This is a genomic window from Bacillus sp. z60-11 (assembly GCF_046464135.1).
Lineage (GTDB): Bacteria > Bacillota > Bacilli > Bacillales > Bacillaceae > Bacillus > Bacillus sonorensis_A.
In genome coordinates, this window is the sequence record NZ_JBIYSN010000001.1 from 754,451 (window position 1) to 774,525 (window position 20,075).

Annotated in this window: 22 protein-coding genes; 21 read left to right on the forward strand and 1 reads right to left on the reverse strand. The window is 48.4% G+C overall.

The genetic code is table 11. The features are described from left to right. Positions 1-57 precede the first annotated feature (57 nt). Positions 58-138, forward strand: a complete 81-nt coding sequence (spoVM, locus tag ACINLD_RS03960) for a stage V sporulation protein SpoVM (RefSeq protein ID WP_003221545.1) — start codon at positions 58-60, stop codon at positions 136-138. 110 nt (positions 139-248) lie between these two features. On the opposite strand, the gene rpmB is transcribed toward spoVM, so the two are convergent. Beyond that, positions 249-437 carry a 50S ribosomal protein L28 gene (gene rpmB / locus ACINLD_RS03965; protein ID WP_003181685.1) on the reverse strand — a complete coding sequence of 63 codons (189 nt, stop codon included), beginning with the start codon at positions 435-437 and terminating at the stop codon, positions 249-251. 281 nt (positions 438-718) lie between these two features. On the opposite strand from rpmB, the gene ACINLD_RS03970 reads away from it, so the two are divergent. The 20 genes from ACINLD_RS03970 (at position 719) to trmD (ending at position 19,994) form a co-directional block, all read left to right on the forward strand. Beyond that, positions 719-1,081, forward strand: coding sequence for an Asp23/Gls24 family envelope stress response protein (locus ACINLD_RS03970; RefSeq protein WP_026586929.1), 363 nt, complete (start codon positions 719-721; stop codon positions 1,079-1,081). A gap of 17 nt (positions 1,082-1,098) precedes the next feature. Then, the gene (locus tag ACINLD_RS03975) at positions 1,099-2,766 is read left to right on the forward strand and encodes a DAK2 domain-containing protein (protein ID WP_410206925.1); all 1,668 of its coding nucleotides are present in this window, start codon (positions 1,099-1,101) and stop codon (positions 2,764-2,766) included. 142 nt (positions 2,767-2,908) lie between these two features. Continuing rightward, on the forward strand, positions 2,909-3,571 hold the full coding sequence (sdaAB, locus tag ACINLD_RS03980) for an L-serine ammonia-lyase, iron-sulfur-dependent subunit beta (protein ID WP_026586931.1): 663 nt from the start codon (positions 2,909-2,911) through the stop codon (positions 3,569-3,571). A 23-nt stretch (positions 3,572-3,594) separates the two neighbouring features. Further along, entirely contained in the window at positions 3,595-4,497 is a 903-nt protein-coding gene (gene sdaAA, locus ACINLD_RS03985; protein ID WP_410206926.1) for an L-serine ammonia-lyase, iron-sulfur-dependent, subunit alpha, read from the forward strand. Then, positions 4,475-6,523 (forward strand): ATP-dependent DNA helicase RecG, encoded by a 2,049-nt coding sequence (recG, locus tag ACINLD_RS03990; RefSeq protein WP_410206927.1) that lies wholly within the window; start codon positions 4,475-4,477, stop codon positions 6,521-6,523. Before sdaAA ends, recG begins: the two co-directional genes overlap by 23 nt. A 115-nt stretch (positions 6,524-6,638) precedes the next feature. Then, complete coding sequence (fapR, locus tag ACINLD_RS03995) at positions 6,639-7,205, forward strand: transcription factor FapR (protein ID WP_026586934.1); 567 nt, start codon at positions 6,639-6,641, stop codon at positions 7,203-7,205. Positions 7,206-7,222: 17 nt separating this feature from the next. Then, positions 7,223-8,215: a phosphate acyltransferase PlsX gene (gene plsX / locus ACINLD_RS04000; RefSeq protein ID WP_410206928.1), complete on the forward strand. Its 993-nt coding sequence runs from the start codon at positions 7,223-7,225 to the stop codon at positions 8,213-8,215. Positions 8,216-8,232: 17 nt separating this feature from the next. Then, a complete protein-coding gene (gene fabD / locus ACINLD_RS04005) occupies positions 8,233-9,192 on the forward strand; it encodes an ACP S-malonyltransferase (protein WP_026586936.1) in 960 nt (319 codons plus the stop codon). Continuing rightward, a complete protein-coding gene (fabG, locus tag ACINLD_RS04010) occupies positions 9,179-9,922 on the forward strand; it encodes a 3-oxoacyl-[acyl-carrier-protein] reductase (protein ID WP_410206929.1) in 744 nt (247 codons plus the stop codon). The genes fabD and fabG overlap by 14 nt, the downstream gene beginning before the upstream one ends. Before the next feature lie 76 nt (positions 9,923-9,998). Further along, entirely contained in the window at positions 9,999-10,232 is a 234-nt protein-coding gene (gene acpP, locus ACINLD_RS04015) for an acyl carrier protein (protein ID WP_003181706.1), read from the forward strand. Positions 10,233-10,377: 145 nt separating this feature from the next. Beyond that, the gene (rnc, locus tag ACINLD_RS04020) at positions 10,378-11,127 is read left to right on the forward strand and encodes a ribonuclease III (protein ID WP_026586938.1); all 750 of its coding nucleotides are present in this window, start codon (positions 10,378-10,380) and stop codon (positions 11,125-11,127) included. Between the two features lie 100 nt (positions 11,128-11,227). Continuing rightward, positions 11,228-14,788, forward strand: a complete 3,561-nt coding sequence (gene smc / locus ACINLD_RS04025; RefSeq protein ID WP_410206930.1) for a chromosome segregation protein SMC — start codon at positions 11,228-11,230, stop codon at positions 14,786-14,788. 16 nt (positions 14,789-14,804) lie between these two features. Further along, positions 14,805-15,791, forward strand: a complete 987-nt coding sequence (ftsY, locus tag ACINLD_RS04030; RefSeq protein ID WP_026586940.1) for a signal recognition particle-docking protein FtsY — start codon at positions 14,805-14,807, stop codon at positions 15,789-15,791. A gap of 138 nt (positions 15,792-15,929) precedes the next feature. Next, positions 15,930-16,253 carry a putative DNA-binding protein gene (locus ACINLD_RS04035; protein WP_026586941.1) on the forward strand — a complete coding sequence of 108 codons (324 nt, stop codon included), beginning with the start codon at positions 15,930-15,932 and terminating at the stop codon, positions 16,251-16,253. 15 nt (positions 16,254-16,268) lie between these two features. After that, the gene (gene ffh / locus ACINLD_RS04040) at positions 16,269-17,609 is read left to right on the forward strand and encodes a signal recognition particle protein (protein ID WP_026586942.1); all 1,341 of its coding nucleotides are present in this window, start codon (positions 16,269-16,271) and stop codon (positions 17,607-17,609) included. A gap of 108 nt (positions 17,610-17,717) precedes the next feature. Beyond that, complete coding sequence (gene rpsP, locus ACINLD_RS04045; protein WP_006638197.1) at positions 17,718-17,990, forward strand: 30S ribosomal protein S16; 273 nt, start codon at positions 17,718-17,720, stop codon at positions 17,988-17,990. Then, on the forward strand, positions 17,990-18,235 hold the full coding sequence (locus tag ACINLD_RS04050) for a KH domain-containing protein (RefSeq protein ID WP_026586943.1): 246 nt from the start codon (positions 17,990-17,992) through the stop codon (positions 18,233-18,235). Before rpsP ends, ACINLD_RS04050 begins: the two co-directional genes overlap by 1 nt. A gap of 115 nt (positions 18,236-18,350) precedes the next feature. Beyond that, the gene (locus ACINLD_RS04055) at positions 18,351-18,737 is read left to right on the forward strand and encodes a YlqD family protein (RefSeq protein ID WP_026586944.1); all 387 of its coding nucleotides are present in this window, start codon (positions 18,351-18,353) and stop codon (positions 18,735-18,737) included. Between the two features lie 4 nt (positions 18,738-18,741). Beyond that, on the forward strand, positions 18,742-19,266 hold the full coding sequence (gene rimM, locus ACINLD_RS04060; protein WP_026586945.1) for a ribosome maturation factor RimM: 525 nt from the start codon (positions 18,742-18,744) through the stop codon (positions 19,264-19,266). Next, on the forward strand, positions 19,263-19,994 hold the full coding sequence (gene trmD, locus ACINLD_RS04065) for a tRNA (guanosine(37)-N1)-methyltransferase TrmD (protein ID WP_026586946.1): 732 nt from the start codon (positions 19,263-19,265) through the stop codon (positions 19,992-19,994). The genes rimM and trmD overlap by 4 nt, the downstream gene beginning before the upstream one ends. Positions 19,995-20,075 lie beyond the last annotated feature (81 nt).

Genomic DNA, 20,075 nt, shown 5'->3' on the forward strand with positions numbered 1-20,075 from the left:
CTGTCTAAAAAAGACTGGCGATACATGCGGCTGCGGGACTCTTGAGGAGGGAACGGAATGAAATTTTACACCATTAAATTACCGAAGTTTTTGGGGGGGATCGTCCGGGCAATGCTTGGTTCGTTTCGCAAAGATTAAAAGCGCCGGTCCGCTTTTGAAACGGACTGCTCCTTCCCGGACGAAGAAAAAGAATGTAAAAAACGCCTGCCTTTAGGACACGGTCGCTATAGGCAGGCGTTTATTTTTTCTTATACACGCTCAACTTTTCCAGATTTCAAAGCTCGAGCAGATACATATACTTTTTTAGGCTTGCCGTTCACAAGGATACGCACTTTTTGAACGTTTGCGCCCCATGTGCGTTTAGAAGCGTTCATTGCGTGAGAACGAGAATTGCCAGAACGTGATTTTCTGCCTGTAATAACGCATTTACGTGCCATTTGTTTCCCTCCTAACTCTCAAAAAAACATCATCATTCTTTATCGATTTGATCACCTGTGATGCTTCAGATACTTTAATAATTTACCACAGCTGAAAACCGTTTGCAACTATTGTTTGCTATCCTTTCAAGAATAATCACTTGACATCTTGAAAAAATGAACGCGCTGTAGTATAAGTAGGGTTAGGTTTAGACAGAAGCATGCCTGTTCTTTTAAAAAGAAGGTCCTTATAGTAGAATGATGATAACTCGGTCAAAGTGACTCAAAAAGGAGGAACCGACGTGTCCATTGAATTCCGAACAAAATACGGACAGATAGATATATCAAATGAAGTCGTCGCCACGGTTGCCGGAGGTGCGGCGATTGACTGCTACGGGATCGTAGGTATGGCATCTAAGAACCAGATCAAAGACGGGCTGACTGAGATCCTCAGAAAAGAAAATTTCAGCCGCGGCGTGATCGTCCGTCAGGAAGAAGATCGCATTCATATTGACATGTACATCATTGTCAGCTACGGAACGAAAATTTCTGAAGTGGCACACAATGTTCAAACAAAAGTCAAATATACGCTGGACCATACGGTAGGTCTTGCGGTTGATTCCGTCAATATTTACGTTCAAGGAGTACGAGTGACGAACCCGTAGTTAGGAGGAAAACAAGAGTGTCTATACGAACTTTAGATGGGAAAGCTTTTGCAGACATGGTTCTGTACGGTGCGCACCATCTGTCTCAAAACGCAAGCGTAGTTGATGCGTTAAACGTGTTTCCGGTTCCGGATGGAGACACAGGAACAAACATGAATTTATCGATGACTTCAGGTGCGAAAGAAGTCGAGCAAATCGATACCGCCCATATCGGAAAAGTGGCAGCGGGCCTTTCAAAAGGACTTTTGATGGGAGCGCGCGGCAACTCGGGCGTTATTTTGTCCCAGCTGTTCCGGGGATTTGGGAAGTCGATTGAACAAAAGAGCGAAATCAATGCCAAGGAATTTGCCGCTGCGTTTCAGGCAGGTGTCGACACTGCCTATAAAGCCGTCATGAAACCGGTGGAAGGCACGATTTTGACGGTTGCCAAAGATGCGGCTAAAAAAGCCGTCCTCACCGCTCAAACTGAAAACGATGTCACAAGCGTCATGGAAGCGGTTGTCAGTGAAGCGGCAGCCTCATTGGACAGGACGCCTGAACTTCTCCCTGTTTTAAAGGAAGTCGGGGTTGTTGACAGCGGCGGAAAAGGGCTTCTTTGCGTATATGAAGGGTTTCTCGCTTCTTTGAAAGGAGAAAAGCTTTCCGATCAAAAAGCCGCTCTGCCGTCATTGGATGATCTTGTCAGCGCTGAGCACCATAAAAACGCGCAAAGCCATATGAATACCGAAGACATCGAATTCGGCTATTGCACGGAATTTATGGTCAAACTTGACCAAGGGAAAAGAAGCTTCAACGAAGATGTGTTCCGCCAGGATTTAAGCCGGTTCGGCGATTCTCTGCTCGTCGTATCAGACGAAAATCTCGCCAAGGTGCACATCCATGCCGAATATCCCGGAGAAGTCATGACCTATGCGCAAAAGTATGGCAGCTTGATCAATATGAAAATTGAAAACATGAGAGAACAGCACAGCGCGATCCTCAGCCAAAACAAAAGCGAGGCCCAGGCGCCCGAGGTCCCAGCTGAAAAACAGCCGTACGGTGTGGTTACCGTAGCGATGGGGGAAGGAATTTCCGAGCTTTTCCGCAGCATCGGTGCGACATCTGTCATTGAAGGCGGGCAAACGATGAACCCGAGCACGGAAGACATCGTTCAAGCGATACGCGAGGCCAATGCGGACACCGTCGTGATCCTGCCGAACAATTCAAACATTGTCATGGCGGCAAACCAGGCTGCAGATGTTGCGGAGCAAAACGTCATCGTCATCCCGACAAAAACCGTCCCGCAGGGGATGGCTGCATTGGTGGCGTTTAATCCGGCGTTGGATGCGGAAGAAAACAGGGCGAATATGCTTGAAGCGATCGATGATGTCAAAAGCGGGCAGGTCACATACGCTGTCAGAGACACGAACATCGACGGCATCGACATCAAAAAAGGCGATTTTATGGGCATTTTAAATGGAAAAATCGTGGAAACCGCGTCAGTCCAAATCGAAGCGGCGAAAAAGCTGATTGCAAAAATGATCGATGAAGACAGTGAAATCGTCACGGTGATTAAAGGTCAAGATGCGTCAGAAGAAGAAGTCGAAGAACTCGCCGGCTATATCGGCGACACATACGAAGAAGTCGAAGTTGAAGTTCACGACGGAAAACAGCCGCTGTATTCATACATTCTGGCTGTGGAATAATGATCGAAGCAGAAGGGTGTTTAACAAAGCCCTTCTCTTCTTTTGGCTTTTTTTATGTCCGCTTGCCAATTCGTGTTTGATCAATTAGTCTAAAAAAAACGGCTGTTTTTTCCCGCGAAAAACAAGAGGGAAGGGGATCAGGATGAAGTACAGAAGCGTATTTGATATTATAGGGCCCGTCATGATCGGACCGTCAAGCTCCCATACGGCCGGCGCAGCCAGAATCGGCAGGGTCGCCAGAAGCGTGTTTGGGAGAGAGCCGAAGAAAATCATTGTTTCCTTCTACGGTTCTTTTGCCGAGACCTATAAAGGACACGGAACAGATGTGGCGATCATCGGCGGCCTTTTAGACTTTGATACATTTGATGAAAGAATTAAAGATTCGATCCGCATTGCCGAAGCAAAGGGGATTGACATCGAATTCCGTGAAGAAGATGCGGTGCCGAAGCACCCGAATACCGCCCGCGTCCTCATTTCTGATGATGAAGGAACGCTTGAGCTTGCAGGCATATCAATCGGCGGAGGAAAAATCGAAATCATCGAGTTAAACGGCTTTAGACTTAGATTGTCGGGTAATCACCCCGCCATTTTAGTCGTCCACAACGATCGCTACGGAACGATTGCGGGTGTTGCCAATGTGCTGGCGAAATTTGCGATCAACATCGGCCACATGGAAGTGGCGCGCAAAGACGTCGGACAGGAAGCGCTGATGACGATAGAGGTCGATCAAACGATTGATCCGTCCGTGTTTGAGGAATTGAGAGCGCTGCCGAATATCATTGAAGTGACACAGATCGCTGACTAAAGGATATGGAAGAGGGAGATTAAATGTTTCGAAATGTGAAAGAATTGATTGAGCTGACAAAAGAGAAAAACGTGTCCATATCTGAAATCATGATCACCCAGGAAATCGAGGTGTCAGGCCGGACGCGGGAGGAAATCTTCAAGCAGATGGAAGCCAACTTAACCGTCATGGAAGACGCTGTTCAAAAGGGAATCAACGGTGTTGTGTCACACTCCGGACTGACGGGCGGTGACGCCGTCAAGCTGCAGGCCTATCTCAAAGCGGGAAAAGGGCTTTCCGGAGATGTCATCTTAGACGCCGTCAGCAAGGCGGTTGCCACCAATGAAGTCAACGCTGCGATGGGAACGATTTGCGCAACTCCGACAGCCGGTTCGGCCGGCGTTGTTCCCGGCACTTTATTTGCCGTTAAAGACAAACTTCATCCGACCAAAGAGCAGATGGTCCGCTTTTTATTCACATCAGGGGCGTTCGGCTTTGTCGTCGCCAACAATGCCAGCATCTCAGGTGCTGCGGGCGGATGCCAGGCTGAAGTCGGTTCAGCTTCCGGGATGGCGGCAGCGGCGATCGTGGAAATGGCTGGAGGGAAGCCTGAGCAGTGCGCCGAAGCGATGGCGATCGCCTTGAAAAACGTCCTCGGTCTTGTTTGCGACCCCGTCGCAGGGCTTGTCGAAGTCCCGTGTGTCAAACGAAATGCGATGGGTGCCGCCAATGCGATGGTGGCGGCCGATATGGCGCTTGCCGGCATCACAAGCCGCATTCCGTGCGATGAGGTGATTGATGCGATGTATAAAATCGGCCAGACGATGCCGACCGCCTTGAGAGAAACAGGGCGGGGCGGTCTCGCCGCAACCCCGACCGGGAAAGAACTGGAGAAAAAAATATTCGGAGGGGCGTCGAACGCACGTGAAGAACAATCTGCAAAATAGTGTATCTGTTGTCAAAGGAGTCGGGACGGAAACGGAAAAAACATTAAACGAGCTTGGAATCTATGATGTTTCCGACCTTTTGAACTACTTCCCGTACCGCTATGACGATTATGAACTGCGCGATTTGGAAGAAGTGGCACACGAGGAAAGAGTGACGGTTGAAGGGAAGGTTCACAGCGAACCTTCTCTTACCTATTACGGAAAAAAGCGGAGCCGCCTGACGTTTCGCCTTCTCGTCGGAAACTACTTGATCACGGCGGTCTGCTTTAACCGTCCGTATTTGAAAAAGAAACTGGCCATCGGTTCGGTTGTCACCATTTCGGGAAAATGGGACAAGCACAGGCAGTCGGTGATGGTGCAGGAGCTGAAAAACGGCCCGCATCAAAGCGACCAGTCGATAGAACCCGTCTATTCCGTAAAAGAACATATGACGGTGAAAACGATGCGGAAATTGATCCAGGAAGCCGTCCAAAGCTATTTGCCATTTGCGGAAGATCCCCTGCCTGAAAAGCTCCGGAGTGCCTATAAGCTGCTTTCCTACCAGGATGCGGTAAGGGCGATCCACAAGCCTGAGTCAAGGGAGACGTTAAAACAGGCGCGGCGCCGGTTTGTTTATGAAGAATTTCTGCTGTTTCAGCTGAAAATGCAGGCGCTGCGAAAGTTTGAACGGGAGCATTCCGACGGAATCAGACACAGCTTTAAACGCGGGGAGGTCGATGCGTTTGTCAACAGTCTGCCGTTTTCTTTGACGAACGCGCAGGCGAAAGCGCTCGACGAAATTTTAAAGGACATGACTTCAGAATATAAAATGAACCGTCTGCTGCAAGGCGACGTCGGCTCAGGCAAAACCGCCGTCGCCGCGATCGCTTTATACGCTTCGATCCTGTCCGGCTTTCAGGGGGCGATGATGGTGCCCACTGAAATATTGGCCGAACAGCATGCGGATTCACTCGTTTCTCTGTTTGCAAACCACGATGTCAATGTCGCGCTGTTAACAAGCTCTGTCAAAGGAAAAAGGAGAAGAGAACTGCTCGAAAGACTGCAAGACGGGGACATTGATATCCTGGTCGGCACCCATGCCCTGATCCAGGATGATGTGCATTTTCAACAGCTCGGCCTCGTCATTACGGATGAACAGCACCGCTTTGGCGTTGAGCAGAGGCAAAAATTAAGAAGCAAAGGAAAGGATCCGGACGTCCTGTTTATGACGGCAACGCCGATACCGCGGACACTCGCGATTACGGTATTCGGCGAAATGGATGTATCGATCATCGATGAAATGCCGGCCGGGCGGAAAAGAATCGAAACATATTGGGTCAAGCACGACATGCTGGAACGGATTCTCGCTTTCATTGAAAAAGAGTTGAGAAAAGGCAGACAGGCGTATGTGATATGCCCGCTGATCGAAGAGTCGGACAAGCTCGATGTGCAGAATGCGATCGATGTGCACAGCATGCTGACCCATGCTTTTCATGGAAGATGGCAAGTCGGCCTCATGCACGGGAAGCTCTCCAATGATGAAAAAGAGCAGGTGATGAGGCAGTTCAGCAAAAACGAGTGTCAGGTTCTCGTCTCGACAACCGTTGTTGAAGTCGGTGTCAACGTTCCAAACGCGACCGTGATGCTGATCTATGATGCCGACCGGTTCGGCCTTTCCCAGCTTCACCAGCTCCGCGGGCGCGTCGGACGGGGGGATCATCAATCGTATTGCATTCTCATGGCAGATCCCAAATCCGAAACGGGCAAGGAACGGATGGGCATCATGTCGGAAACGACGGACGGCTTTGAGCTTTCGGAAAAAGATCTGGAATTAAGGGGGCCCGGCGACTTTTTCGGCAAGAAACAAAGCGGAATGCCCGAATTTAAAGTTGCCGATATGGTTCATGATTACCGCGCTCTTGAGACGGCGAGAAAAGACGCCGCAGAACTCGTCTCCTCACACGCATTCTGGACCGATGCCGAATATGCAGGGTTAAGGGAACATTTGCAAAAAAGCGGAGTCATGGACGGAGAAAAACTGAGCTGACCTGTTCCTTCAAAAAATTAGGATCGGTGCAGCAAAGAATGATTGCATTCCAATCTATGAAATTATATACTACTATTAGTACCTAGTCATAAATGCGCGGATGGTGTTTAAAAACATGAGAAAAAGTAAAAGAGAACGCCAAGAATTGCTGCAGCAGACGATTAAAGCGACCCCGTTTATTACAGACGAGGAGCTTGCGGAGAAATTTAACGTCAGCATTCAGACGATTCGTTTAGACCGTTTGGAACTATCCATACCCGAACTGAGAGAAAGAATCAAAAGCGTTGCTGAAAAATCTCTTGAAGATGAAGTCAAATCCCTTCCGCTTGATGAGGTGATCGGCGAGATCATTGACCTTGAGCTTGATGAACAGGCGATTTCCATTCTTGAAATCAGAAGGGAGCATGTTTTCAGCCGCAATCAAATCGCCAGGGGGCATCATCTGTTTGCCCAGGCGAACTCGCTCGCCGTCGCCGTCATCGATGATGAGCTTGCACTAACAGCCAAAGCGGATATCCGCTTTACAAGGCAGGTCAAACAAGGCGAACGGGTCGTTGCAAAAGCAAAAGTCGTCAAGCTTGATAAAGAAAAAGGCAGAACGGTTGTTGAGGTCAACAGCTATGTTGCCGAAGAGCCCGTTTTTTCGGGCGAATTTGTCATGTATCGTTCAAAACAATCATAGAAGGTGGCGCGTAAGTCATGAGAATTGCTGTAGATGCTATGGGAGGGGACAATGCTCCCCAAGCGGTCATCGACGGAGTGATGAAAGCCGTTGAGAGCTTCGAAGATCTTGAAGTCACTCTCATCGGAGATCAAGAAAAAATAGCCGCCCATTTGACAGAGCACGGGCGGATCACCGTCAAGCACGCTGAAGAAATCATTGAAGCGACCGACGAACCTGTCCGGGCCGTGAGAAGAAAGAAAAATTCGTCGATGGTTTTAATGGCCGGAGAAGTTGCCGAAGGCAGAGCGGATGCCTGCATTTCCGCCGGCAACACCGGCGCTTTAATGACGGCCGGGTTATTCATTGTCGGCAGAATTGAAGGGATTGAAAGACCGGCTTTGGCGCCGACTTTGCCGACGGTTTCAGGAGACGGCTTTCTCCTTCTCGATGTCGGAGCGAATGTGGATGCAAAACCCGAACATCTCGTCCAATACGCGATTATGGGCTCTGTCTACGGAGAGCAGGTTCTCGGCATCGAAAATCCGAGAATCGGGCTTTTAAACGTCGGCACAGAAGATAAAAAAGGCAATGAGCTTGCCAAACAGACCTTTCAAAAATTGAAGGAAACCGATTTGAATTTCATCGGCAATGTGGAAGCGCGCGACATGCTCGACGGAGTCGCGGACGTCATCGTGACGGACGGATTTACGGGGAACGTCGCCTTAAAAACGGTCGAGGGTGCGGCCCTGTCCATTTTTAAAATGCTGAAAAGCACGCTGACCTCAAGCTTTACGGCGAAGCTCGCTGCTTCCGCACTGAAACCGAAGCTGAAAGAGATGAAAACAAAAATGGACTACTCGGAGTACGGCGGTGCCGGACTCTTCGGCTTGAAGGCGCCGGTCATCAAAGCGCACGGCTCCTCTGACGGAAGGGCCGTTTACCATGCCATCCGCCAGGCGAGGGAGATGGTCAGCCAAAATGTCGCCGCATTTATCGAAGAAAAAATCCAACATAAAGCAGATGAATAGTCTGGAGGTTTTAACAAATGGGTAAGATTGCTTTTCTTTTCCCGGGCCAAGGATCGCAGCATATCGGCATGGGATACGACTTATACGAAAAAGAACCGAAAGCAAGAAAGATCTTTGAAGAAGCGGATCAAACGCTGGAAACAAATTTGAGCTCGCTCATGTTTGAAGGTGACGCGAAAGAATTAACCCTTACATACAACGCGCAGCCAAGCCTTTTGACAGCGAGCATCGCCGCGCTTGAAAAATTAAAGGAATACGGCATCAAAGCCGATTTTGCAGCGGGGCACAGCCTTGGCGAATACACCGCTTTAGTGGCCGGCGGCGCGATGTCATTTAAAGACGCCGTCTACGCCGTCAGAAAGCGCGGGGAATTTATGAATGAAGCCGTGCCGGCCGGAGAAGGCGCAATGGCCGCTATTCTCGGCATGAACGGTGAAGCATTGAAACAAGTAACGGACAAGGTGACTGAAGAAGGAAACCTCGTTCAGCTGGCCAATCTGAACTGTCCTGGACAAATCGTCATCTCAGGAACCGCCAAAGGGGTTGAGCTCGCCTCAGAGCTTGCCAAGGAAAACGGCGCAAAACGCGCGATTCCGCTCGAAGTCAGCGGGCCGTTTCACTCAGACCTGATGAAGCCGGCAGCTGAAAAACTGCGCGAAGTCCTGGATGCATGCACGATCAGCAATGCCTCAACCCCCGTGATTTCAAATGTGACGGCCGATGTTGTGACAGACAAGGATGACATTAAGAATAAGCTGATCGAACAGCTCTATTCACCGGTCCGCTTTGAAGAAACGATCAACAGGCTGCTTGACGAAGGGGTCACGACTTTCATCGAAATCGGGCCTGGCAAGGTGTTGTCAGGGCTTGTGAAAAAAGTGAACCGCAGGGTCAAAACGATTGCTGTATCAGATACGAATACGATTGAACTCGCCGTTCAAACGCTGAAGGAGGAAAACGAAAATGCTGGAGAATAAAACAGCTGTTGTCACCGGTGCCTCAAGAGGAATCGGACGTGCGATCGCACTGGATCTCGCTAAAAACGGTGCAAACGTCGCCGTCAATTATGCGGGGAATGAAGCGAAAGCGAATGAAGTCGTCGACGAAATCAAAGCGCTCGGCCGCGATGCGTTTGCCGTCAAAGCGGACGTCTCCAATGCCGAGGAAGTCCAAGCGATGATGAAAGAGACGATTGAACGCTTCGGCTCGCTCGATATTCTTGTGAATAACGCCGGCATTACAAAGGACAACTTATTCATGAGAATGAAGGAAAATGAATGGGATGACGTCATTAACATAAACTTAAAAGGCGTATTCAACTGCTCAAAAGCCGTGACAAGACAAATGATGAAGCAAAGAAGCGGCCGGATCATCAATGTTGCCTCTGTTGTCGGCGTCATCGGAAACGCCGGACAGGCGAACTATGTCGCGGCGAAATCGGGCGTCATCGGCCTGACGAAAACGCTGGCCAAAGAGCTTGCTTCACGAAACATTACCGTCAATGTGATCGCTCCTGGATTTATTGCAACGGAAATGACGGACAAGCTGACCAAAGACATTCAGGATGAAATGCTGAAACAGATTCCGCTTGCCCGCTTCGGTGAGCCGGCAGACATCAGCAGTGTCGTCGTGTTCCTTGCTTCTGATCAGTCGCGTTACATGACCGGTCAGACACTGAATATCGACGGCGGAATGGTCATGTTGTAAACATAGCAAAAAGTTGAATTATCTCTGGTTTTTTAAAAACGAATCAACTATAATACTTGAGGGGAGGTGAATAGCTATGGCAGACGCATTAGAGCGTGTAACAAAAATCATCGTAGACCGCCTTGGCGTAGATGAAGCTGACGTCACTCTTGAAGCTTCTTTTAAAGAGGATTTAGGCGCTGATTCCCTGGATGTAGTTGAGCTTGTCATGGAACTTGAAGACGAGTTTGATATGGAGATTTCTGACGAAGATGCTGAAAAGATTGCAACAGTCGGTGACGCTGTGAACTACATAAATAGTAAGCAGTAAGCTCATTTAAAGTCCCGTTTAAAGACGGGGCTTTATCCCTTTATAAATGCGGCTTTAGATTTTCATGTTTTGCCGAATGATACACGGAACCTGCCTTTTGATACAGGAGGTGAGGTGAACTTGATGTGCCCATATGGAGGTTGCTATGTCAAAACATTCACATTACAGAGACAGAAAAATGTTTCTAAAAAAAGCGGAGCAGTTTAAAAAGTTTCAAGAACGGATTTCGGTACAATTTCAAAATGAAAAGCTTTTGTATCAAGCATTTACACATTCATCCTATGTGAATGAGCATCGGAAGAAGCCGTATGAAGATAATGAAAGGCTTGAATTTTTAGGAGACGCTGTTTTGGAACTGACGATTTCTCAATTTTTATACGCCAAATACCCGGCGATGAGCGAGGGCGATTTGACGAAGTTGAGAGCGGCGATTGTTTGCGAGCCTTCCCTTGTTTCCCTGGCCCATGAACTTTCTTTCGGAGAGCTTGTTCTTCTTGGAAAAGGAGAGGAAATGACGGGCGGCAGAAAGCGGCCGGCGCTTTTAGCCGACGTGTTTGAAGCCTTTATCGGCGCGCTTTATCTTGATCAGGGGCTTGATTCCGTCGTGGACTTTCTGAAAGCGTACGTTTTCCCTAAAATCGATGATGGTGCTTTTTCTCATGTGATGGATTTTAAAAGCCAGCTGCAGGAATTTGTACAGCGCGACGGACGCGGCATTTTGGAGTACAGGATTCTTCAAGAAAAAGGTCCGGCGCACAACCGCGAGTTTGAAGCAAACGTATCGCTGAAAGGAGAAGTGCTTGGGGTGGGAAGCGGCCGTTCCAAAAAAGAAGCTGAACAGCACGCCGCTCAAGAAGCGCTTGAAAAGCTGCAAAAACACCATATGAAACAATAAATCCCCCTTTGCTTAACTTTTAGGGGGATTTCATATATTTGCACCTTTTACCTTCGGGTGTGATAGAATTGTAATACTTTAATACATAAGGAGGATCAGAATGTTCCTCAAACGTTTAGACGTGATAGGTTTTAAATCGTTTGCAGAACGAATTTCTGTAGATTTTGTTAAAGGCGTGACAGCCGTCGTCGGCCCAAACGGAAGCGGCAAAAGCAACATCACCGATGCGATCCGCTGGGTGCTCGGGGAACAGTCCGCGAAATCGCTCAGGGGCGGCAAAATGGAAGATATCATTTTTGCCGGAAGCGACTCGCGCAAAAAGCTGAACCTTGCCGAAGTGACGCTGACGCTTGATAATGACGACCGCTTTTTGCCGATCGATTTTCATGAAATCAGCGTAACGAGACGGGTGTACAGATCAGGAGAAAGCGAGTTTCTCATCAACAATCAATCGTGCCGCCTGAAAGATATCATCGATCTTTTTATGGACTCGGGTCTCGGCAAAGAAGCGTTTTCGATCATCAGCCAAGGAAAGGTCGAAGAGATTTTAAGCAGCAAGGCTGAAGAGCGGAGAAGCATATTTGAAGAAGCGGCCGGTGTTTTAAAATATAAAACAAGAAAGAAAAAAGCGGAAAACAAGCTGTTTGAAACCCAGGACAATCTGAACCGGGTCGAAGACATCCTTCACGAGCTTGAAGGGCAGGTCGAGCCGTTAAAGCTGCAGGCATCGATCGCCAAGGATTACCTGGAAAAAAAGGACGAGCTCGAAAAAATTGAAATCGCTTTGACGGTGTTTGACATCGAGGAGCTTCATCAAAAATGGGAGGCGCTTCAGGGAAAAGTCGAAAAGGCGAAGGATGAAGAAATGTCCGCTTCGGCAGCTATTCAGACAAAAGAAGCTAAGATTGAAGAGGCGCGAGACAAAATCCAGGCGCTCGACGAATCGGTTGACGAACTTCAGCAGGTGCTGCTGTTGACAAGTGAGGAGCTTGAAAAGCTCGAAGGCAGAAAAGAAGTCCTGAAAGAGCGAAAAAAGAACGCCACCCAAAACAGAGCCCAGCTTGAAGAGGCCATCGTTCAGCACGGGGAGAAAGACCGAAGCCTGAAAGAAAAAATGGCCGGGCAGAAGCTGGCATTTGAGAAGCTCCAAGCCGAAGTGAAAGAGCTGGCAAAGCAGGTGAAGGAAAAGAAACAGGCCCTTTCCGTTTACAGCGAAAATGTCGAAGAAGAAATCGAACAGCTCAAAAGCGACTATTTCGAATTGTTGAATGAACAGGCATCGGTTCGAAACGAGATTCAGTTTTTAGAAGAGCAAATGTCCCAATCGGCCACCCAGCAAAAACGGCTTGCGGAAAACAATGAGAAATATTTAAGCGAGCGCCGCGAGCTCGCCGAACAAAAAGCGAAAACAGAACACGAATTCACTCTCCTTGATGAGCGCCTCCACAGCCAGATCAAGGCTTATCGGGATGCGCAAAAACAGCATGAACAGAAAAAAAGCGAGTATGAAAAAAAGGAGTCCGCGCTCTACCAGGCGTATCAGTACCTCCAGCAAGCCCGCTCCAAAAAAGAAATGCTGGAGGCGATGCAGGAGGATTTTTCCGGATTTTATCAAGGTGTCAAAGAAGTCCTGAAGGCCCGCGGCGAACTGCCGGGCATCCACGGGGCAATCGCCGAACTGATCAAGACGGACGAGCGATATGAAACGGCTGTCGAAATCGCTTTAGGGGCATCAGCCCAGCACATCGTCACAGAAGATGAAGAGGCCGCAAGACGGGCGATCCAATATTTGAAAAAACATTCATTCGGCCGGGCGACTTTTCTTCCGCTCTCCGTGATCAAAGAGCGCAGCATTCAGCCGCGCGACATTGAAGCGGCAAAGGCCATCCCGTCCTTTATCGGAATCGCCGGCGATCTTGTGTCATATGACCCCGCTTACCGCTCAGCCGTGCAAAACCTGCTCGGCACAGTGCTCGTCACAGAGCATTTAAAAGGAGCGAATGAGCTTGCTAAAAGGCTCGGCCACAGATACCGCATCGTCACCCTTGAGGGGGATGTCGTCAACCCGGGAGGTTCGATGACCGGCGGTGCCGTCAAGAAAAAGAACAGCTCTCTTTTAGGCCGCACGAGAGAACTAGAAGCGATCACAAAGCGCCTGGGCGAAATGGAAGAAAAAACGGAAACGCTTGAACACGATGTGAAAGGCTTGAAGCAGACAATTCAGAAGCTGGACGCTAAACTTCAAGCCCTTCGCGAGGATGGAGAGCGCCTCAGAGCTGAACAGCAGGAGATAAAAGGGCGTCTGTACGAGCTCGAAATCGCCGAGAAAAACGTCAACAGCCATTTGGAGCTTTATGATCAGGAAAAATCAGCGCTTATTGCAGAAGACGGAGAAAAGCAAGCGCGGAAAAAAGAGCTTGAGAAAAAGCTTGATGCCATTTCCGAAAACCTCAAGCGCCTCGACGCGGAAATCGAAAGCCTGTCTGAAAGAAAACAAACACAGACGTCGACAAAGGAAACGCTGCAAAGCGAGCTGACCGATCTGAAAGTGGTGCTTGCCAAAACTGAGCAGGCGTGTGCAAACGAGCGTGAAAAGCTCGAAAGGCTCGAAGAGGAATATGCTGAGAATGAGGAAGCATTAAAAGTGGCAAAGGAAGACCTGTCGCTTTTGACGACGGAAATGACATCCAATTCGTCCGGTGAAGAGAAGCTTGAAGAAGCGGCGAAAAAGAAGCTGAATGACAAAAATAAAACCGCCGAGCTTATCGCCTCAAGAAGAGAGCAGCGGATGAAGCTGCAAAAAGGCCTTGAAACAGAAGAGCTTGAGCTGAAAGAAATGAAGCGTCAGTACAAACAAATGGCCGAACTCTTGAAAGATGAAGAAGTCAAGCTCGGCCGCATGGAAGTGGAGCTGGACAACCTCTTGTCATTCCTGCGCGAGGAATACAGCCTGTCATTTGAAGGAGCCAAAGAAAAATATCCGTTGGAGCTTTCAGCCGATGAAGCGAGAAAGCGCGTCAAGCTGATCAAGCTGGCGATCGAAGAGCTCGGAACCGTCAATCTTGGAAGCATTGAAGAATATGAACGGGTCAATGAGCGCTACGTGTTTCTCTCAGAACAGAAAGACGATTTGATTGAAGCGAAAAATACGCTCTTTCAGGTGATTGAAGAAATGGATGAGGAAATGACGAAACGGTTTAAAGAGACATTTTCGCAAATCCGCGCCCATTTTGAAGACGTCTTTCGGGCGCTGTTCGGCGGAGGAAGAGCCGAACTGAAGCTCACAGACCCGGATGACCTGCTCCAATCCGGCGTCGATATCATCGCGCAGCCGCCGGGGAAGAAGCTGCAAAACTTAAGCCTCCTTTCAGGAGGGGAGCGGGCTCTGACGGCGATCGCCCTATTGTTTTCGATCCTCAAAGTGAGGCCCGTCCCGTTCTGTGTCCTTGATGAGGTCGAGGCGGCGCTTGATGAGGCAAATGTGTTCCGCTTTGCACAATACTTGAAAAAATACAGCCATGAAACCCAGTTTATCGTCATTACACACAGAAAAGGGACAATGGAAGAAGCCGATGTTCTCTACGGTGTGACGATGCAGGAATCAGGCGTTTCCAAGCTTGTTTCCGTCAAGCTTGAAGAAACAAAAGAATTAGTTCAATAAAGCGAGGTTACCAGTCATGAGCTTTTTTAAAAAACTGAAAGAAAAAATCACAAAGCAGACCGATTCTGTCTCAGGCAAGTTTAAAGAAGGCCTGGCCAAAACGAGACATTCTTTTCAGGAGCGGGTCAATGATCTGATCTCCCGCTACAGGAAAGTCGACGAAGATTTTTTTGAAGAGCTTGAAGAGGTGCTGATCGGAGCGGATGTCGGCGTTTCTACCGTGATGGAGCTGATCGATGAACTGAAGAGCGAAGTCAAACGGAAGAATATTCAAGATCCAAAAGAAGTTCAATCCGTCATTTCTGAAAAGCTCGTCGAGATATATCAAGGCGGAGAGGATGAAGCGTCAGAACTCCGCGTTGAGGACGGCCGCTTAAACATCATTTTATTCGTCGGAGTCAACGGTGTCGGAAAAACAACGACGATTGGCAAGCTCGCCCATAAGTTTATCACGGAAGGCAAAAACGTCGTCCTCGCGGCGGGGGACACGTTCCGCGCCGGAGCGATCGATCAGCTGGAAGTGTGGGGGGAGCGCGTCGGCGCCCATGTGGTCAAACAGGCGGAAGGTTCAGATCCCGCCGCTGTCATCTATGATGCCGTTCAAGCCGCAAAAGCGCGCGGCGCCGATGTTCTGCTTTGCGATACGGCAGGCCGTCTGCAAAACAAGGTGAACCTGATGAAGGAGCTTGAAAAAGTCAAGCGCGTCATCCAGCGCGAAGTCCCTGATGCCCCCCATGAAGTGCTCCTTGTATTAGACGCCACAACAGGCCAAAATGCGATGACACAGGCGCGGGAATTTTCCAAAGCGACCGATGTTTCCGGAATCGCTCTGACGAAGCTTGACGGAACGGCAAAAGGCGGCATCGTCCTGGCCATCCGCCACGAATTGAAGATTCCCGTCAAGCTTGTCGGCCTCGGCGAAAAAATGGACGACCTGCAGCCGTTTGAAGCCGAATCTTATGTGTACGGCTTGTTCTCCGACTTGATTGAGAAAGAGGAATAACGAAGGCCTTAGAGCCCCCTTTTTTCCGGGGGTTCTTTATCATTTGATCATGACAAGATAAAAACTTGACAGATGGAATGTTTTTAGCGTAAACTAATGTATCGTAAAGGGATTTGACTTAACAAAGGGGAGAGTCTCATGACGCTTGAAAAAACAACGAGAATGAATTACTTATTTGATTTCTATCAGTCGTTGTTGACATCAAAACAAAAAAGCTACATGTCGCTTTACTACCTAGACGATTTCTCCCTTGGCGAAATAGCTGAAGAATATCATGTCTCAAGACAGGCGGTCTATGATAACATTAAACGGACCGAAGCGATGCTTGAGCAGTATGAAGAAAAGCTACTTTTGTTTAAAAAATTTCAAGAGCGCAAAAAGATTTTTGAAGAGCTGAGAGAGCTGACGGACGGTCAGCCTGAAGCGGCTTCCTTGATCGATGCGCTTGAGAAATTAGATTAGGAGGCGGCACTTAATATGGCATTCGAAGGATTAGCCGACCGACTGCAGCAAACGATTTCCAAGATCCGCGGAAAAGGGAAGGTAACGGAGCAAGACGTCAAAGAGATGATGCGCGAAGTCCGTTTAGCGCTCCTTGAAGCGGATGTCAACTTTAAAGTCGTCAAAGATTTTGTGAAAAAGGTGAGCGAACGCGCCGTCGGTCAGGACGTTATGAAAAGCCTGACACCGGGGCAGCAGGTCATTAAAGTCGTCAAAGAAGAACTGACGGAGCTGATGGGCGGTGAAGAAAGCAAAATCGCCGCGGCCAAACGTCCGCCAACCGTCATCATGATGGTCGGTCTGCAAGGGGCCGGTAAAACGACGACGACGGGCAAGCTTGCCAACCTGCTTCGCAAAAAACATAACCGCAATCCGCTGCTTGTTGCGGCAGATATTTACCGTCCGGCTGCGATCAAACAGCTGGAAACGCTCGGGAAGCAGCTTGACATGCCGGTGTTTTCACTGGGAGATCAGGTGAGCCCTGTCGATATTGCCAAACAGGCGATCGAAAAGGCGAAAGAAGACCATCACGACTATGTGATCATCGATACGGCGGGTCGTCTGCATATTGATGAGCAGTTGATGGATGAGCTGGAAAAGGTAAAAGAAACAGCTCAGCCGGAAGAAATCTTTCTTGTCGTCGATTCGATGACAGGGCAAGACGCCGTAAATGTCGCCAAAAGCTTTAATGAACAGCTCGGCGTGACAGGCGTCATCCTGACAAAGCTTGACGGTGACACAAGAGGCGGTGCGGCTCTGTCCATCCGCGCGGTGACAAACACGCCGATCAAATTCGCCGGAATGGGCGAAAAGCTTGATGCGCTTGAACCGTTTCATCCTGAACGGATGGCTTCGCGGATTCTCGGCATGGGTGACGTGCTGACCCTGATCGAAAAAGCCCAGGCCAACGTAGATGAAGAAAAGGCGAAAGAGCTCGAGCAAAAAATGAAAAATATGAGCTTTACGCTTGATGACTTTTTAGAACAGCTCGGACAGGTCCGCAATATGGGACCGCTTGAAGATCTGATTCAAATGATGCCCGGCGCAGGCAAAATGAAAGGCTTGAAAAACGTCAAAGTGGACGAAAAACAGCTCATCCACGTTGAAGCGATCATCAAGTCGATGACCGGGAAAGAAAAAGCGCAGCCTGAGATCATCAACGCAAGCAGGCGCAAACGAATTGCCAAAGGAAGCGGCACATCCGTTCAGGAAGTCAACCGTCTTTTAAAGCAATTTGAAGAAATGAAAAAAATGATGAAACAAATGACAAACATGTCAAAAGGGAAGAAAAAAGGGTTTAAACTGCCCTTTATGTAAACCTGTTTTCAGATGATAAAAAAGGTTGTTAAGAAAAAACACTTTACAAACACTTTTATCATTGTTAATATACTATCTTGTTGAAATATTTTCGGAGGTGCTAGTAAAATGGCAGTAAAAATTCGTTTAAAACGTATGGGAGCTAAAAAATCTCCTTTCTATCGTATTGTTGTAGCAGATTCTCGTTCACCGCGTGACGGCCGTTTCATCGAAACAGTCGGAACGTACAACCCGGTAGCGAAACCGGCGGAAGTTAAAATCGATGAAGAGCTTGCACTGAAATGGCTTCAAACAGGAGCTAAACCGTCTGACACGGTTCGCAACCTTTTCTCTAAAGAAGGCATTATGGAAAAATTCCACAACGCTAAACAAAGCAAGTAATGAGTGATCTGCACTTGGAAGAGCTGATTGTATCATTGGTCAAGCCGCTTGTGGATCACCCGGATGAGATTCAGGTATTCAGAGACGAAAGTTCCGATCGGATCATGTTCCGCCTTTCCGTCAACAAAGAGGATACCGGCAAGATCATCGGAAAAAAAGGGCGGACTGCAAGAGCGATACGCTCCGTCGTATTTGCGGCCGGCGCACAGTCTTCTAAGAAAGTTCAACTTGAGATCGCAGACTAAGGGGAGAGGGTGAAAACCTCCCCCTTTTTTATCATGAGAGAAAATGAGAAACAAATGAACGATTCCAATTCTTCAAGCGGGAAGGAAAAATCACGGGACAGTAGGTGATGATGCCATGCAAATTATCCAACGTGTTACCGTCATGCAGGTTTTAACCGAAAACAGCAAGAAAAAACTGCTGACTGCTTTTGAAGAAAGAAAGGAAATGCTTGAGCGCGAATGCAACCAGCTTTATTTCCAGCTGAGAAAACACGAAAAGGAACATCACAACCCGGCAGCAGCTGAATCATTTAAAAAAGAAATTGAAAAACGCCAGGACAAAATCAAAATGATCGTTTTTCAAATCAATCAAATTCACACGCTCCCGTTGGGCAGTGAAGTAAAAGAGAAAGAAATCGATGCTCTGCTCGACATTGAAGTCGGTGACAATTGGCATGATATGACAGCAGGAAAAACAATCGTGATTAAAGACGGGATCGTCATTGAAATTCGTCCGAGGTGAAGACATGGAAAAACGATGGTTTAATGTAGGGAAAATTGTCAATACTCATGGAGTAAAAGGGGAAGTCCGCGTCATTTCCAGAACCGATTTTCCGGAGGAACGGTACAAGTCCGGAAACACGCTTTACCTGTTCATGGAGGGAAAAGAGGAACCCGTTCAGGCAACGGTGAGCGCACACAGGCTTCATAAACAATTTCATCTCTTGCAATTTAAAGAAGTCGAGACACTAACGGAAGCGGAAAAGCTCAAAAATGCCCTGATTAAAGTTCCCGAAGACCAATTAGGCCAATTGGCGAAAGACGAGTTCTACTTTCATGAAATCATCGGCTGTGACGTTTTTTCAGAAGACGGGGACGAAATCGGCAAGGTCAAAGAAATTTTAACGCCGGGCGCCAATGATGTCTGGGTGGTGGGCAGACCGGGGAAAAAAGACGTGCTCATCCCTTATATCGATGCCGTCGTCAAAGACATTAACGTGGAAGATAAAACGATCAAGATTCATATCATGGAAGGACTACTTGACGAATGAGAATTGATTTTTTAACGCTTTTTCCGGAAATGTTTGAAGGTGTCCTCGGCTCATCCATTCTGCAGAAGGCCCAGGACAAGAACGCCGTCCGTTTTCGCGTGGTCAACTTCCGGGCGTATTCCGACAATAAGCATCAGACAGTGGATGATTATCCGTACGGCGGGGGTGCGGGCATGGTATTGAAGCCGCAGCCTGTCTTTGATGCGGTTGAAAAACTGACCGCTGAAGCCGGGGGATCTCCAAGGATCATTCTTGTCTGCCCTCAAGGGGAGCGCTATACGCAAAGGAAAGCGGAAGAGCTCGCAAAAGAAGACCATATAATGTTTATTTGCGGCCATTATGAAGGATATGACGAACGGATCAGAGAACACCTTTCAACAGATGAGATTTCCATCGGAGACTTTGTGCTGACAGGCGGAGAGCTCCCGGCGATGATGATTGCCGACAGCGTTGTGAGACTGTTACCGGGTGTTCTCGGCAAGGAAGAATCACACCTAGAAGATTCCTTCAGCACCGGACTGCTCGAACATCCTCACTACACGCGGCCTGCGGATTATAAAGGCTTGAAGGTGCCGGAAGTGCTGACATCCGGAAACCATGCGAAGATCAACGAATGGAGACGGAAAGAGTCGCTCAAACGGACCTTCTTCAGGCGGCCCGACCTTCTGGAAAACTATCCTTTAACAGATGAAGAAAGAAAATGGATTTCTGAATGGGAAAACCGATAGATTCTATTGCACATGGCCTAAAGGTATGATATGATACTACTTGTGACTTGAACAGGTCTGCCTGTTCAAGTTTGAAAACGA